Below are 15,417 nucleotides of genomic sequence, written 5' to 3'. Positions count from 1 at the left end.
CCATTCCGGTTCTTCATGTTGCAGCAGTGTGATCGGTGGATTGCCCCGATGACCCCACTCCCCAGCAGGACGCATGATGTTGACCATGGCGCGTCACCCTAATCAATTTGTTCTCATCCAAAGCCGAATACTAACGAGCAGCACGATTTTCTGATGATTGCATTCTCCGTCGCCGATCGAACGGAAGTCCGCAACCGTTCGTCATACCGTCCGGCCGCATGTCACCCCCGCATGTCCCTCCCGCATGGCTCTGCCGTCTCGTGCCGGTCGCGACAATATCTGCGAGATACTTCCGGATATGGGGGTCCAACAACCCCATGCAGCCTGAGAGCGTAGGGCGTTTAGAGAGCTGCGGCGGTGACAACAGCCTGGCGACCCTGATGCCGGGCAATGCCAATGACGGATATGGCACTGGTTAGGTTCAGCGAGCTACGGCTGGCCACATCGCTATGCGCTCTGGCCGCTAAGCCACTCCTTCAGCTTGGTCCAGCGCGGCTTCATGTTGCCGCCACGCACAGCGATGCCGATCGCCTTGCGCTGTCCGATCAGCACCACCAGACGCTTGCCGCGCGTCACCGCCGTGTAAAGCAGGTTGCGCGCCAGCATCGTCCAGTGGCCCGTCGTCAGCGGGATCACGACAGCCGGATACTCCGAGCCCTGCGACTTGTGGATCGTCGTCGCGTAGGCCGGCACGAGCGTATCGAGTTCGCCATAGGGGTAGACCACCTCACGGCCCTCGAACGAGACGATCACCGCGCCCTCGTCCTCGTCGATGCGCGCCACCGTGCCGAGATCGCCGTTGAACACCTCGCGGTCGTAGTCGTTCTGGCTCTCCATCACCCGGTCACCCGGTGAGAAGCGCCAGCCAAACCGCTCGACCACCTGGGGCGGGTGCGGGTTGAGCACGGCCTGCAGCTCGTGGTTGAGGTTGCGCGCGCCCAGCACCCCGCGCTGCATCGGCGTCAGCACCTGCACGTCGCGCACCGGGTCCAGACCAAACCGCGCCGGGATGCGCCGGGTCACCACCTCGATCAGCTTGGCGACGCCGTCCTCCGGGTCGGCGATCTCGATCAGGTGGAAGTCGCTCTCGCCGCCGCGCTGTGCCGCCTCGGGCATCTTGCCCGCGTTGATGCGGTGCGCGTTCACGACGATCCGGCTCTCGGCCGCTTGGCGAAACACCTCGGTCAGCCGTGCCACCGGCACCCGGCCCGACCGGATGATGTCGGCCAGCACCTGCCCCGGTCCGACCGAGGGCAGCTGATCGACATCGCCCACCAGCAGCAGGCCCGCCTGCTCCGGCACCGCCTTGGTCAGTGCGTTCATCAGCGGCACGTCGACCATCGAGGTCTCGTCCACCACGAGCAGATCGCAGGCGAGCGGGTTCTCCTCGTTGCGCGAGAAGCCGCCATGCTTGGGGTCGATCTCAAGCAGGCGGTGGATGGTTTTGGCCTCAAGCCCCGTCTGCTCGCTCATGCGCTTGGCCGCCCGACCGGTGGGCGCCGTCAGCAGCACGCGCGTGCCCTTCGCGCACAGGATGCGCAGGATCGTGTCGAGGGTGCTGGTCTTGCCAACGCCAGGCCCGCCGGTGATCACCGCGAGCTTGGCGCCCAGCACGAGGCGCACGGCCTCGGCTTGCGAGGGCGAGAGCGTCTTGCCGGTCTTGGCTTCCACCCACGGCAGAGCCTTGGCGAGATCGATCTCGGGCCAGGGCGGCTCGCCTTTCGCGCGCCGGATCAAGCGCTCGGCGATGACGCGCTCGGCCGCGTGCAGGCCGGCTAGGAAGATGCAGGCTTTGTCGCCGATGATGTCCTGCACCACCTCGCCGGTCTCGAGCACCTCGAGCAGGGCCGCGCGGATCAGCGGGGCCTCGACGCCGAGAAGTTCAGTGGCGAGCTTGACGAGCTCGGACACGGGCAGGGCGCAGTGTCCCTCGTCTGTAGCCGTCTGCAGGGCAAACGAGATGCCCGCCCGCAGCCGCTGGGGCGCTTCCTGGGTCAGCCCGAGCCGCATCGCGATGGCATCGGCGGTCTTGAAGCCGATGCCTCGGATGTCACGCGCGAGGCGGTAGGGATCCTCGGTCATCACCTGGATGGCATCGTGGCCGTAGGTCTTGAAGATGCGCACGGCCCGCGCCGTGCCGACGCCATGGGCGTGCAGGAACAGCATGATCTCGCGCACCGCCTTCTGCTCGGCCCAGCCTGCGACGATGCGGGCGGCGCGCGTGGGGCCGATGCCGGCGACCTCCTTGAGGCGGTCGGGCTCGGCCTCGATGATCTCGAAGGTGGCCTCTCCGAACATGGCCACGATGCGCTTGGCCATGGCGGGCCCGATGCCGCGCATGTAACCCGAGGCGAGGTACTTCTCGATGCCATCCGCGCCGGTGGGCGGGGTGACCTTCAGGGTGTCGGCTTTGAACTGGAGGCCGTGCTGGCGATCGGTGAACCAGATACCAGTGGCCGTGATCCACTCGCCTGCACCGATGGCCGGGGCGTGGCCGATGACAGGCACGAGGTCGCGCTTGCCGCGGGCCTGCACCTTCAGGACGCAGAAGCCAGTCTCGGCATTGTGGAAGGTGACCCGCTCGATCGTGCCAGCCAGCGCCTCGACAGGTTGGCCGCCGCCGGAGTGCTGCGGCGTCCTTGAGGCCGTCACCGATCTGTCTGCCTGATCCATGCCGCCGCGGCCCACGTCGAGTACCGAAGCTACATATCGGATCGATGGCTGAACCCCGAAACAGCCTCCGGTGGTCGCATGATGCTGAACCCTCAAAGGGGGCAGTCGACGCCGAGCGACGCTGCACCGCCTAGTTGATCAGACAGAAGCCGCCCTCGGTTCCACTGAGCCCGCCGACGCGACGGTCTATTGCGCAGGCTGGCGTGGCGGCACGCACTTCTCGGACAGGCGGCGTCAGGGGCATTGGCGGGCGAGAGGGCGATGAGGTGAGCTCAGGCGAGCTGCGGAGCTCTGCCACCGCAGCAACGGGCACCGCAGTTGCCGCTGCCACTGCGACCGTCCCACCGGGAGTGATTGCGACCGCTGGGGGATAGCCAACCGCGGTTGCCGGCCTCGCTTCGGTGCGAGGGGTACTTGATGGGGTCACAGCGGCGGGCCGATATGCCACCGGCGCTCTGCCAGAGAACAGCCGACCCAAACCAAGTCGGCGTGCTTCAGCACCCTGGATGCTCCCTGTGAGAGCTACTGCCGCCACGCTCACCACCAGCCAACTGCGCATGGTCATCTCCGCGTTGTACGAAGAGGGTGCCCCAGATCTCTTAATGTCGGTGACACGGGGGTTGATCGCATTTGAGCGATGCTAGGTCGTCGGCCATTTGGCCCTGGGCTCGACTTCCCTAGATCCAGACATCGTGCGCCGGCGCACGGCCTCGAGCCTCTGCGCCTGTTAGGCAACAGAGAAAAGAAGGTAACCTTCTTAAGTCGTTTGACGCCTCACGTGCTGACATTGTGCCTCGGCTTGGTAGGCGTCCGGGAAGCAGCAACAAGGATCTCAACCCGTGGACGCCGTCACTGCCAAGGCCGTGGTCTCAGCAGCCCTAGTCTTCGCCATCGCCCTGTTCAGCCTCGTCTCGTTCCGAGCGCTCTTCGCTCAGATCGTGATAGACCTTCGCTGTTCGTCCTCGCGGCGCACCCGCAGCGAGCCTATAGGTGAACGGCATCACCCCCGTGCGTGCGCTACCCGACCTTGAAGCAGCCACTCATTCTGTGGAGGACGTCTGGTTTCGCAACCGGCGTATGCCTCCAGCCGGAGATGTCAGGACCGGCAAGGTAGAGCATCGGCAAGCCTTCGGTTGTCACCACCGTGCAGTTGACGGCCTCATGGGCCACCCGGCCGAGCACCAAGGCGGCGAGCATGGTTAGACTGGCTTTCGCCGGCGATGCTCTAGGTGCAGGCGAGCTCGAGATCGCGATCGGAGCCGCGTAGCCAGACGAGCTGCGAGGCGTGGCCCTCGGGGGCGCCGAGGGAGGGTTCCGCGTCAGCGCCGTCCTCGCAGTCGGGGTCCCCGTCCATGCGGTCGAGGAGGGCGATAAGCCGGTCGGCCGTGTCGAGGGCGGCTTGCGCCGCATCCTCGATCTGAGCGCGAAGTTCGGCCTGCGACGGCTTGGTCGGCGCCTAGCGCGGACGGAAGGTGAGCACGTCAGCCATGGTCAGGCGTCCACATCTCGGCAATGGCCCCGCGTAGCTTGGGAGCGAAACGAAGGTTTCCCTCGCACATCAGTTCATTCTCGATCTGAACTCTCAGCCACAGCTCACGGTCATTGCTGTCCTGCGGGTTACGACGTGCAAGCTCATGCACGATCAGGTCGGCCATCCTGCTCGCCCTAGTCTCTTCCGCGTCGGTAGCAGCGCCGGCTTCATTGTTCGTCCAAAGGCCACCGCGGCTGCTCCCGGCCCAAAACGCTTGAGTGAAATTACCCCAACACTCGGTTGCCGCGCGGAAGGCGCTATACAGCCCCCGCAGTTGAATGATGGAGAGCGTCGAGAGATCCAGATTATCCAGGCGCGGTTCAGGCAGCTGGATGGCCTTCTGTCCCTCGCGCTTCGCCAGCTTCGTGCAGGCCTCGATCAGGTCGCGAACCAGACGCCGCTCCCAATCCTCGTGCTCACCCTGTGCTCGGTCTTCCTCGAACTCGCCCTTCGGCCAGACTGAGACCGTTGCAGCTCGAGCTTTCACAGCAAGCCCCGCGACGGTGTGCGCCGGCATCGCCATGATCGCGAGGTTCAGTGGCTCCAGGGCGTCAAAGGCAGCCTGCTCAATCCGATACGCCTCGTTCACGCCGTCCTGCAGCCATGCGGCTTGGCATGCTGCGGCCGCATCCATGCCCTCGCGCTTGGCGCGCTCCTCGAACGCACTCACGCGCCGAAGGGCTTCCCTGCTAGCCGGGAGAGTAGCCTGCCAGGCCGAATGCGCTTCCTCGAACTTCCGCCCGAGCGAAAGCAACTCCGCGTCTGAGGGCGACGAGTTAGCGGCGTGCGTCGGGCTGACCAAGGCCGCTGCAACGGGGACGGCCACCGATAGATCACCTGCGCTTAGCAGCGAGCTCCGAGCGATCAGGTCGAGAACGCGCAAGTGCTGGTTGCCGTGCTCATCCTCATCGAGCGCCCAGTGCTCGGCCCGTAGATGTTCGACCGCGTACCGGGCGAGCGCTTGGCAGCCCGCGGCGGTCTGGGGGACGGTCTCCAACAGCACGTCGTTGCAGTGCTCGTGGAAGGCATCGCAGGCTGCCTCGGTGCCGGGGTTAGGATTGATCCCGATGAGCGGCAGGCTGAGAGAGGCGGTCCATGCCGCGAACAAGCGACGGCTCTCCCGGATCGCCTCGAAGATTGGATCTGGCGCCGCGGCAGCGTCGGGCTTCCTGCGCTTGAGAATGCGGCCCGCTGTGGCCTTGGTGGACGCCAGCCGGTCGCGCAGGCTGGGCTTGGGTGCGCAGTCGACAGGCCGGCGAAGCAGTGGGTTCCCGATTGGCATGTTGATGATCTCCTGATGAGACGGCGAGCCACCGGGCCCGCGGAAGCTACGGGACGGGGGGGTTCAGAGCAGGGTGGCGAAGGCGATGAGGACGGCACCGCCGCCCACGATGGTGCAGGCGGCCAGGAGTTCGCCCGTGAGCCGCACAGCGCGGGCGAACAGGACGAGGGCCGGCGCGGGCTGGGGCACCGCTATGGCGACCGCTCGCGAGCGAGGCGGAGCCGGCGCCGGCTGGCTGAAATCTGGGATACGGACGTGCGTCATCGGTCGGGCTCCCGGTGGGGCTCGCGGCGGTGGGTCGGATTGAAGGTGGATGGTGGAGGCGTGCGCTGCGCAGATGTGCGCAATCAGCGCCGGCTCAGGCCGCCGTCAGGCGGGGTAGGCTTCGGCGGCCGGGCCGGTCAGGTCGGCGACGATGGCAGCGCGCTGCTCGGGGCCCTCGGCGAGGCGGTGGATCCCGAGCTCGGTAGCGCCGGCCGCACGCGCCACGTGGCGGAAGGAAGCGAAGCCCTCGGCGCCGGCCTCAAACGCCGCGACGCTGACCAGCACGGCCGGGCCGATGTCACCGCGGCGGACCGCCAGGACGACAGCAGGGCCGGCCTCCTCGATCACGTCGGCGCTCAAGGCGTGGACGCCGACCACGTAGCGCTTGCCGGACCGGCCGCGCCAGGCGGAGAGCGCCAGGGCCGGCGATCCGCGTAGGTGTGCGGTGCTGCGTAGGCGCTCTTCGCGGATGGGCGAGCGAGTGGCGCGGTCGTCCTTCAGATCGCGAAGGGCCGCGACCCACGATATCTCACGGCGGGACATTTCATGTCTCCAAACAGCCAACATGATACTTATGGCGACATGGAGAAGGGTTGTCAACGCTGGTCTAACGTTATATTTTTGGCGACATGGCTGGAGATGCGGTTGTGACGGAGCTGACGCCTGAGATGTGCCGCGCTGGACGTGCACTGGCACGCCTCGATCAGAAGGGCCTTTCGGAGGCTTCCGGCGTTCCTCTGCCGACGATCAAGGCTTTCGAGACAGTGCGCAGCGTGGATGGCAAGCCATCGCGCCGTCTGACCACGATGAACAACCGGGCCCTGGTCGAGGCCTTCGAGAAGGCTGGCCTGGAGTTCATCCCCGAGAACGGCGGCGGCGCTGGGATCCGGTTCCGGGAGCGGAAGGATGGGAAACGAGACGAGCACTGAGCAGTTGCCCTGCCTGCTGGCGTGCGGCAGCTCTCGTTTACCACTCCCCTTGGAACCCTCTTGTCGGTACACCATTATGGTGTAGGATCGTCGATGTCAGAGAAGCGGAAGCCAACCTACGACTTGACCACTGTGCAAGCTTGGGCAGCCTCGCCCAGCTTCATCGCAACGGGCACCGTGAGGCGCTCAGCTGCGGCACTGGGGTTCGGAACGGCGGATATGGCAGCCGTCATTCAGACGATGCGGAGTAGCCACTTTCATAAATCTATGACTTCCAACGGAAATCATCAGGAGTGGCAGGACGTGTACTTTGTGCCGTCCAACGTTGGTACTTTGTACATCAAATTCCGTGCAGATGTTGTGACCGAGTTCGTGTTGTTGTCGTTCAAGGAGAAGGACAATGGCTGAGGCGCCGCGCTGCCCTGAGACAGGGCTTCCCATGGTCCGTGACGTTCGTCCTGACGTCGTGACGTACAGGGGGAAAACCCGGCAGATCCAGATGCCCGGCTGGTATTGTGATGCCAGCGGCGAGAGCCTGCACACCCGCGAGGACATGAAAGTGTCCGATCTTGCGCTTGCTGAGCTCAAGGCTGAAGTGCTGGGCGTTGCTTCCCCGTCTGAAATTGAGCGGGTTCGCAAGGGCCTCCGCCTCACTAAGGCCGGAGCGAGCCGTATCTTCGGAGGCGGCCCGAACTCGTTTCAGAAGTACGAGAAGGGCGAGACCACTGCGAGCCGCCCGATGACGATGCTGCTCCGGATGGCTGCGCGACATCCTGATGAAGCGCTGCAGATGGCTGCAGAGCTTGAAGCTGCAGAGCGCACTGCGCAGGAGGCGTGAGCAGCAACATGATCCAGCCTGGAGCCGCTGAGCAGCTCCCGATGGGCTCAGGTATTCAGTTGCTTCAGAAGGTTGGAGCGCTGGGCACAAAAGCCGCGCTCAGCAGCATACCTTGGGCGGCCTTGGTGTTCGATTTAGGACAACTTGGCATTGATTATGCAAACGCTCGTCTGACAGACCGCTTGCTAAGCGGCCTAGCTGAACGCATTGACTGCTTAGAGGTAGGTGCCCGCGAGCGACTGGCAGCGGATGCTGTCTATCAGCTCTCAGCTCACGCGGCGATCCGGCGGATGCTAACTGAGACTAACCCACAGATGGCAGATGCCTTAGCGCGCGCAGTCGCCACGCTGGGAACTCTGAATGTAGCAAATTCAGAACGAATGGAGATCGCGCGAGCGCTTGATATTTTAACAGAACCAAACCTACACTTGTTACAGACCATCTATCGGGCAGAGAAAAATCTTTTGACGCCTGAGGAGAGAACTGTAGCTGGTGGTGATACATTTCTTCCGGTCCATTTCAATGTGCTCATTAATGAAACAATGGAAGTTATTTCATGGACAGGTCCAACCAATGATCTACAAAGATCTGGGCTTGTAGAAACAGCAGCTCCCGTACTTACTTTCAACGAACAGAAGTTCAACGCTCAATTTGAAACCAGGCGATTTCCGGTGCGGGCGCTCGGCAGGGAAGTCGTCCGCTTGTGCTTCGATGACCCCGCTATTCCAGCTTTCGGCGCCTTCGCAGTATGAGGGGCGCCAACACTACGTTGCTACAACGGTCATCCCTCGTCGCGTGAGGCAGTCGCCTCCTTGCGGTCGACAGGGAAGCAGGCGGCTCTAACGCCACGGCGCGCGCAGAAGCCGCAATCCTGATCACACCAACTTTTGAACGATGTTCAAAAGCTTCCGTCCTTACCTGGTTGGGCTCGCCTTCGCTTTCTCGCGTTACCACGTGACAACGTGGCAGCGTTCCGACGTTGGGACGTGGATAGTTCTGCCAAGCTGCGCTAACGTCCGATAAGAAGGGATTATCGGACACCAGAACGGATTGAGCGTGGCAAACCCCATCCTCCCTGCCAGCGATGCGCCGGCAGAACCTGCGCTCCCCTGGTGGCGGCGGATTGCCTTGAGCTACTGGACGGCCGCGAGCCTGGGCGTAGCAGCCCTCGCCCTTCATGGCTGGTGGTTCGTTGGCTGCCGGGCCCTACCCCGGGCTGAGGCGGTGAGCGGCTTCGGATCAGCCTTGGCGGTGCTCGGCATCTTCGTAGCGGCTCGTCCCTACATCCGGTCGGGCGTCGCCGGCATGGCCCGTGCGCAGGTGCATCCGCCACACCTGCCTTTCTATACGAACGCTGCGACGATCGCAGCGACCCGAACCGCCGACCAAGCAAGAGTTGAGGCCGCGAAGCCCGATGTGGTGGCCGAACGCGTGGTTGCGGTCCTCGTGGTCGTCGCCGGTACCCTTGTGAACGGGTACAGCGCTGCGATTGCCCGCAGCTTCATCTCCGTCCTCGGCCTGGGAGAGTGCCCATGAGCACCGAAGTCGCCCTTCCGGCATCGGCCGGCCTCCAGCCCTTCGCCGATCGCGCCCGAGGCTATGCGGAGCTCGCCCGCTCGGCCAATACGCGGCGGGCCTACGCAAGCGACGTCCGTGCCTTCGTCGGCTGGTGCGAGGGTCGAGGCGTCCCGGCCCTGCCCGCCGGGCCCGCTGCCGTGCTCTCCTACCTCATCGACCACGCGACCACGTTGAAAGTTACCACGTTACAACGTCGCCTCGCTGCGATCCGGGAGTGGCACGCGGCAGCCGGGTACGAGCTCGACACCGGCGGCGCCGCCTTCCGCGATGCGTGGCGAGGCATCAAGCGGGGTCATGGCCAGCCGGCCGCAAAGAAGCTCCCCCTGATGACGGCCGACCTCCGCCGGGCGATCGCCATGCTGCCCGATACCCTCGTGGGCTTGCGCGACCGTGCCCTGATCCTCGTGGGGTTCGCCGCGGCACTCAGGCGCTCCGAGCTTGCCAGCCTGGAGGTCGCGCGCCGCGACGGCGCGGCCTGGCTCGAGGAGCAGTCCGATGGGCTTGTGGTGCATCTCGTCCGCAGCAAGACGGATCAGGTAGGCGAGGGCGCCGAGATCGGCGTGCCCTACGGCTCGAACCCTGAGACCTGCCCAGTGCGGAACCTGCGCGCCTGGATCCAGGCCGCCGGTCTGAAATCGGGCCCGGCGTTCCGGGCGATCAACCGTCACGGCCAGGTCGCTACCGACGCCCTCACCGATCGCAGCATCGCGCGGATCGTGCAGCGTGCCGTCGAGGCCGCTTGCTTGGCCGATGGCATGAGCCCCGAGGAGGCCCACCGGCGCGCCTCCGAGTTCGCTGGGCACTCGCTCCGATCCGGGCTCGCCACCTCGGCCGCCGCGAACGACGCCCCAGGCCACGCGATCCAGCGGCAGCTCCGGCACAAGCGCTTCGACACAACGAGCGGGTACATCCGCTCCGGGCGCCTCTTCAAACAGAACCCGGCAGGGATGGCAGGCCTCTGATGCACGTCCTGGCTCTCACCACCCAGAAGGGCGGCAGCGGCAAGAGCACGCTTGCAGCTTCGCTCGCAGTCGCGGCGATGCAGGATGGCGAAACCGTTGCTGCGATCGACACCGATCAGCAGGGATCGCTCCTCGGCTGGGGACGGCGCCGGGAGGCGGACGGCATCGAGGTCGAGCGGGTCGAGCCGGCCGGGTTCGGTGCGGCGCTCGGTCGGCTGCGTACCGGCGGCCGCGTCTCACTCGCGGTCGTCGACACCCCCGGGTATTTCGGGCCGGGCGTCGCTCTCGTGCTGCGCGAGGCGAGCCTGTGTCTGCTGCCGGTCAAGCCCTCGATCCTCGACGTCGAGGCGGCCCGGCCGACCGTGGAGCAACTGCGGCTCCTCAAGCGGCCATTCGCCTTCGTGCTGAACCAGTGCAATCCGACGACCCAGGTTCGAACCCTGGATGCGGCCACCGCCCTCGTCAGCACTGGAGCTCTGGCGCCTTCGATGGTGGCGACCCGCTCTGATTTCCTGGATGCGATGACGACAGGGCAGGGCGTCACCGAACTGGCGCCAAAGGGCAAGGCGGCCGTCGAGGTCCGTCTGCTCTGGCAGTGGATCAAGGCCCAGCTTGCAGGAACGAAGGCATGAGCAAGAAGCCCAGACCGTCGATCAACGATCAGCTCGCGCGGATCGCCACACAGGCGCCGGCGGAAGCAGCGGCCGCTTCACGTGAGGACGTGACCACGTTACAACGTGGCAGCGTTTCAACTGGTACGTCTCCACGTGAAGACGTGGAGAATTCTCAGGTCCCCGAACCGGTAGGGCCTGACGGCTACAACCGGCGCATCCGGTTCGAGAAGCCGCACGCCTCGGTCTACGCGCACCCGAAGGTGTTCAAGGCGCTCCGGGAGATCGCGGTCGCCCAGGATTGCAAGCCGCACGATCTCTACCTTGAGGGACTGCGCTTGGTGTTGCGCCAGCACGGCCGCGACTTCGACGCGCTGAACCGTGGCGAGTGACCACGTTGTCACGTCAAAGCTTCTATGCGCGCACGGTCGCCCTTATGCCGCCTGGGTTCAAGTCTGTTTCCACTCGTCAAGCTGGGTCAGGATCCGGCACGAACAAAGCGGACTTGAACCTTTCGCCCCGGAGCAGACGTTGCGCCTTCGACCCACCTTGCCGCTGCTGCGGATGCAAGCTGACCTAGATGCAGCAAAAGGGACAATGTTCCGCAGTGTGTTCCATTGCAGGGTCGTTATCACGTCGACGATCTCGAACCGTTCCGTCGCGGCGTGATATGAGCTTAGCCCTAAGAAGCGTGTATTCGGCGGCTCGATCCTGTCATGCGTGTTCTGCTCATCGCAAGCCTGATCCTATTCGGTTTAGTCCAAGCCGCCTTCGCCGGAGACGCGCGGGTCGCGCTCGTGGTCGGGGTGGCGAGCTACCAGCACGCGGCAGCACTCGCAAACACGCGCAACGATGCAAGCGACGTGGGCGCCGCGCTTCAGCGGCTCGGCTTCACGGTTCAAACTGTCCTTGATCCGGACCGGGCTGCACTCGAGAGAGGGATCAGGCAATTCGGCGCGGCGGCCCAGGGCGCAGAGGCGGCGGTGTTCTTCTATGCTGGCCATGCCCTGGAACTAGGCGGGCGCAATTGGCTGCTGCCGACTAGCGTAGAGGTCAAGACCCCGCGCGACCTGCGGTTCGAAGGGGTGGATGTCGAGAGCCTGCTGGAGCAGACCGAGGGCATGGCCCGGGTCACGCTGCTGTTCCTCGATGCCTGCCGCGACAATCCCTTCCAGAAGCGTCTCATCACCGGCTCACGCGACATCCCCCGCGGTGGCCTCAGCCAGATCTCTGCGGGGACTGGCACTCTGGTGGCTTTCGCCACAGCGCCTGGCGCGGTGGCGTGGGACGGTAAGGGCCGCAATAGCCTGTTCACGACCGCACTGCTGCGTCACATCGAGACGCCTGGGCTTGAAGTCCGCCAGCTGCTCGGTTTGGTTCGCCGCGACGTCCGCGAGGCATCGAACGGTACGCAGTTGCCGTGGGAGAACACCGCGCTCGAAGGAGAGTTCTACTTCAAGCCATCAATGCCGCCACCGATCCACGTCGTCGAGCAGGCCCCACGCAACGGGACGCCGGAGGCTGAGCTTCTGTTTTGGCAGAGCATTAAGGACAGCAAGGACCCGCTCGACTTCCAGGCCTACCTCGCGCGTTTCCCGAACGGGGTATTCGCCGACCTAGCGCGGCGCCGCGCCATGATCGCCGCCCCCGCTTCGCCACCTATGGGAGTGTCTATTCAACCCGCGACGTCAGCGACGAGCTTCGAGGCCCGCCTCGTCGAGGCTCTCGACCGAACCGGCGACCTAACAAAGACACCGTTGCTTCGTGACGAGCGTCGTAAGATCGCCCAGCGATATCTAACTTTCAAGTCACCGAAAGCTATTGCGGTCGAGCCAAAATCGGGACGGTGGTATTGGCGGAACTCAGAAAGTTCGATCGCTGTTGCCGAACAGCTTGCACTCGAAGGGTGTCAGCAAAGCTACTCCGAAGCTTGTACTCTTCTGGCTTCCGACGAGAGGTTGGTGGCGTCAGATCCTCGCCAAGTACCTTTGCGACCAATGGAGCGTCTGTTTTATGCAGGCCACTTCCAGGCCGATCGCGTCGCGTTCATCGATCCAAATCAACCACCCGCCGTCGTGCGGAGCTATGACGGCATGCGCGAGCCCAAAGCGATGGCGGTGAGGCCCATGGGCGCTGTCGTTACTGCACGCAGCGGTAGCACCATCGCAGAAGCTGAGGCGGCCGCACTCGCCGCCTGCAACGCGAACACCTCCTCATTTCCCTGCTTCCTCTACGCGGTGAACAATCAGGTCGTGCTGCCGCTGAGGCGCACAGAGCCAAGACGGTGATGTCGTGCCGGATCATCGTGCTGTTCGTCCTGATGGCATTGCGGCTACCTCGCTGTCTTGATTAGCCACGTGACCACGTTGCCACGTGGTAACGTGACGATCAACGGCCGGCTGTATCTTCTCGCCTTACCCCTCGCCCGCCTGCCGACTGCGCGAAGCCATGCCAGCGTTGAGGAGAAAAGCGATGCGCCGGGCCGTGTCGGCCGCGTCCTCGGAAATGAGGGGCCGCTCTGGATCCCCCGCCACCTCGATCTTGTCGCCGAACTTCCGCGGAGCGAGCTTCGACATCGCCCACTGCCGGGTCGCTATCCGGAGCTTGGACCGCTGCACGTGCTCGTGGTCCAGCACGCGGTCGACCTGTCCATCGCCGCGCGGCCGGTCCACCCAGTCGTTGGTCCCGTCGTCAGCGATCGCGAACAGATCCTCCAGCATCTCCGTCACACGGTCCTCGCAGGCCTTCTGGTAGAGGGCAGCAAACTCCGGATGGTCCCGCCGCCACCGACGCATCGTCTGCCCGCTCGGCATGTCCTCGTCCCGCTCCACCGAGCGGACTGAGCGACCACTGGCGATCCGGTCGCAGATCTCGTCGGCGAGTTCGGGGCTGTAGAAGGTCGGTCGGGCCATCGGAGAAGCTGCCTGAAATCGGAGGGAGAGGTCGCGCTCGGGCATTTCGTTGCCACTATCGCTCGCGCGTGATGGCTCAAGCGCAGTCGTCGGGATCTGGGTTGGCGGCTGGATCAGATGAGCGGAAGAGGCAGTCCAGGGCCTCAAGCTCGGAGCGGCGCCCATCATGGGCCGGACCGTGCCGTCGTGCCTCTCTTGCGGCATCGACCGCGAGCACGACTTGGCTCGCGGCCAGCAGCAGAGCATCGGCGGAGATGTGCCGGAGCGCTTCGGCCGGCAGGGATGCCTTCAGGGCGTCGCGAGCGTGCAGCACATCATGCTCGAGGGCGCTTCGCCCAGCCTCGACGGGCGGTGCCCCGGCAGGCTTCGCAGGGCCCTTCGGAAATTCGATCACGTGGGTCATGTCATGTCTCCTCGTCCTGGGTTTCTTCGGCCTGAATTTCCTCGGCCGGCATGCGGACCATCAGCCCCGCGTACTCGCGCGCGATGGTACGCAGTGCCTTGACGACGCCTCTTCGCAGATCGGCGTCGGAACTCTCGTCGGCTTCGAGGAGGTTGGCCGTCTGCTCAGCGCAATCGAGAGCTGTGCGAATGCCGGAGTTGAAGGCGATGGCCTCTGATCGGTTCATGGGTTCGCTCCGTCGTTCGCGAGAAGGTCGGCCCTGGCAGTGTGCAGGAGATCCCGCTGGGTGGTGGCGTGCTGGGTCGAGGCGGAGCACAGGCGAGCGAAGACGGCCTCCAGCAGATCGGGACCGCCGATCTTGGCCAGGGTCGCGCCATGGCGCCGCAGGGCTGCGCTGTAGGCCGGCAGCGCCCGCCCGCGGGCTTCCCCCGCTTCGATGCCGCTTAGTAGGCGCGACAGGGCGCCCTCGGCTGCCCCTGCGTCGGCGTGCGCCTCAGCCTGGCAGAGCAATTCGCGGACGTGGGGCTCGCGGTTGTGCATCACGCTGCCCTCGACCTGTAGGTGAAGGTCAGGCGCGGTTTAGTGGGTGATGCACTGTAGCGGACCCTCGCTACCATCATTTCAGCCCGCTGGCCCAATGGCTTGGCGGGCTTTTTGATGTCTGGACGCAGCCTCATGAGGCTCGCGCCGCGGCACGGCCTCTGCCTGTTGGAACGCATCACGCTGCGGCATCGGCAGGTCCAGGGGAACGCGATCAGGTGTTGCCCGCTGACGGGCGAGCGGATCGGGCCGGTGCCTCGAGGCTTGCGGATGCGAGGCGTGTCTTCAGGGTGGGCTGTGAGCCGGAGGCGGTTGATCTCTCAGACCCCACGGGCCCCCTGGCCTCGACGCCGAGAGGATCCGGCACGGGATCCAGATCGTGCTGGAGGACATTCGCGCTCCCGATCGGATCACCGAGCAACGCTTCATCCGGCCGAACGATCGGGCGGGGCCGATCCTGAAGCGGATGCTCACGGCCGGTACCTGCGATTGCCGCGTGATCGGTGTCGGCGCGCTCCTGGCCGCGGCACCTGCCGGTTGTTCGAGATCCTCATCGCCACGGACCGAGAGGTCGCGCGGAGGGTGCCGAGCGCCTTCGACACCCATCCTGCGGACAGTCGCGAGGCCGTCGAGCGGGCGTGTGGCCCGCGACTGCGATGAGCCATGCGGATGAATGGCCAACCGCCCGCCCGGGCTTGGTGTCCCCAGCCTTCGCGCGGGCGGTGGCCGGGCATGGCTCGTGCGGGACGGTGTCCGGTGTCGACGATGGGATGGAGCGCGGCAGGGCCGCCGAAGGGGCCGCGCGCAGGCGCTCGCATGTGGAGCGAGCCATGAACGAAGCCGGGAGGTGCAGCTATAGAGCGCCCGACGAAAAGCAGGGATCGATAAATTCGA

Annotated in this window: 18 protein-coding genes; 9 read left to right on the top strand and 9 right to left on the bottom strand. The window is 65.1% G+C overall.

From position 1 onward, the window contains the following. Positions 1-447: 447 nt before the first annotated feature. From recD2 to ACS5RC_RS05470, 5 genes are all read right to left on the bottom strand, one after another. Positions 448-2,673 (bottom strand): SF1B family DNA helicase RecD2, encoded by a 2,226-nt coding sequence (gene recD2, locus ACS5RC_RS05490; RefSeq protein WP_478342824.1) that lies wholly within the window; start codon positions 2,671-2,673, stop codon positions 448-450. Positions 2,674-3,898: 1,225 nt separating this feature from the next. Further along, positions 3,899-4,027 (bottom strand): hypothetical protein, encoded by a 129-nt coding sequence (locus tag ACS5RC_RS05485; protein ID WP_478342823.1) that lies wholly within the window; start codon positions 4,025-4,027, stop codon positions 3,899-3,901. Between the two features lie 127 nt (positions 4,028-4,154). Continuing rightward, positions 4,155-5,486: a hypothetical protein gene (locus tag ACS5RC_RS05480; protein WP_478342822.1), complete on the bottom strand. Its 1,332-nt coding sequence runs from the start codon at positions 5,484-5,486 to the stop codon at positions 4,155-4,157. Positions 5,487-5,549: 63 nt separating this feature from the next. Next, positions 5,550-5,750 (bottom strand): hypothetical protein, encoded by a 201-nt coding sequence (locus ACS5RC_RS05475; protein ID WP_478342821.1) that lies wholly within the window; start codon positions 5,748-5,750, stop codon positions 5,550-5,552. Between the two features lie 105 nt (positions 5,751-5,855). Continuing rightward, a complete protein-coding gene (locus ACS5RC_RS05470; RefSeq protein WP_478342820.1) occupies positions 5,856-6,293 on the bottom strand; it encodes a hypothetical protein in 438 nt (145 codons plus the stop codon). Between the two features lie 104 nt (positions 6,294-6,397). Here ACS5RC_RS05470 and ACS5RC_RS05465 point away from each other — a divergent pair, with 104 nt between their 5' ends. The 9 genes from ACS5RC_RS05465 (at position 6,398) to ACS5RC_RS05425 (ending at position 12,956) form a co-directional block, all read left to right on the top strand. Next, the gene (locus ACS5RC_RS05465) at positions 6,398-6,679 is read left to right on the top strand and encodes a helix-turn-helix domain-containing protein (protein ID WP_478342819.1); all 282 of its coding nucleotides are present in this window, start codon (positions 6,398-6,400) and stop codon (positions 6,677-6,679) included. Between the two features lie 93 nt (positions 6,680-6,772). Then, positions 6,773-7,087: a type II toxin-antitoxin system MqsR family toxin gene (locus ACS5RC_RS05460; protein ID WP_478342818.1), complete on the top strand. Its 315-nt coding sequence runs from the start codon at positions 6,773-6,775 to the stop codon at positions 7,085-7,087. Further along, positions 7,080-7,517, top strand: a complete 438-nt coding sequence (locus ACS5RC_RS05455; RefSeq protein ID WP_478342817.1) for a type II toxin-antitoxin system MqsA family antitoxin — start codon at positions 7,080-7,082, stop codon at positions 7,515-7,517. Before ACS5RC_RS05460 ends, ACS5RC_RS05455 begins: the two co-directional genes overlap by 8 nt. Continuing rightward, positions 7,514-8,269, top strand: a complete 756-nt coding sequence (locus tag ACS5RC_RS05450; RefSeq protein ID WP_478342816.1) for a hypothetical protein — start codon at positions 7,514-7,516, stop codon at positions 8,267-8,269. The genes ACS5RC_RS05455 and ACS5RC_RS05450 overlap by 4 nt, the downstream gene beginning before the upstream one ends. 376 nt (positions 8,270-8,645) lie before the next feature. Then, the gene (locus tag ACS5RC_RS05445; protein ID WP_478342815.1) at positions 8,646-9,053 is read left to right on the top strand and encodes a hypothetical protein; all 408 of its coding nucleotides are present in this window, start codon (positions 8,646-8,648) and stop codon (positions 9,051-9,053) included. Further along, entirely contained in the window at positions 9,050-10,057 is a 1,008-nt protein-coding gene (locus ACS5RC_RS05440) for a site-specific integrase (protein WP_478342814.1), read from the top strand. Before ACS5RC_RS05445 ends, ACS5RC_RS05440 begins: the two co-directional genes overlap by 4 nt. Next, positions 10,057-10,689: a nucleotide-binding protein gene (locus ACS5RC_RS05435; protein ID WP_478342813.1), complete on the top strand. Its 633-nt coding sequence runs from the start codon at positions 10,057-10,059 to the stop codon at positions 10,687-10,689. Before ACS5RC_RS05440 ends, ACS5RC_RS05435 begins: the two co-directional genes overlap by 1 nt. Beyond that, a complete protein-coding gene (locus tag ACS5RC_RS05430) occupies positions 10,686-11,060 on the top strand; it encodes a hypothetical protein (protein ID WP_478342812.1) in 375 nt (124 codons plus the stop codon). The genes ACS5RC_RS05435 and ACS5RC_RS05430 overlap by 4 nt, the downstream gene beginning before the upstream one ends. Positions 11,061-11,384: 324 nt before the next feature. Next, the gene (locus ACS5RC_RS05425; protein WP_478342811.1) at positions 11,385-12,956 is read left to right on the top strand and encodes a caspase family protein; all 1,572 of its coding nucleotides are present in this window, start codon (positions 11,385-11,387) and stop codon (positions 12,954-12,956) included. A 126-nt stretch (positions 12,957-13,082) separates the two neighbouring features. Here ACS5RC_RS05425 and ACS5RC_RS05420 read toward each other — a convergent pair whose 3' ends face one another. From ACS5RC_RS05420 to ACS5RC_RS05405, 4 genes are read right to left on the bottom strand one after another with little or no spacing between them, the layout of a single operon-like run. Beyond that, positions 13,083-13,625, bottom strand: a complete 543-nt coding sequence (locus ACS5RC_RS05420) for a terminase small subunit-like protein (RefSeq protein ID WP_478342810.1) — start codon at positions 13,623-13,625, stop codon at positions 13,083-13,085. A gap of 31 nt (positions 13,626-13,656) precedes the next feature. Next, entirely contained in the window at positions 13,657-13,983 is a 327-nt protein-coding gene (locus ACS5RC_RS05415; RefSeq protein WP_478342809.1) for a hypothetical protein, read from the bottom strand. 1 nt (position 13,984) lies between these two features. Next, positions 13,985-14,209, bottom strand: a complete 225-nt coding sequence (locus tag ACS5RC_RS05410) for a hypothetical protein (protein ID WP_478342808.1) — start codon at positions 14,207-14,209, stop codon at positions 13,985-13,987. Continuing rightward, positions 14,206-14,526, bottom strand: a complete 321-nt coding sequence (locus ACS5RC_RS05405; protein WP_478342807.1) for a hypothetical protein — start codon at positions 14,524-14,526, stop codon at positions 14,206-14,208. Before ACS5RC_RS05405 ends, ACS5RC_RS05410 begins: the two co-directional genes overlap by 4 nt. Positions 14,527-15,417 lie beyond the last annotated feature (891 nt).

This window comes from Methylobacterium sp. HJ2, from assembly GCF_056431005.1.
Note: the sequence above shows the minus strand (reverse complement) of the source record. Positions and strands in the feature narration are given on the sequence as shown.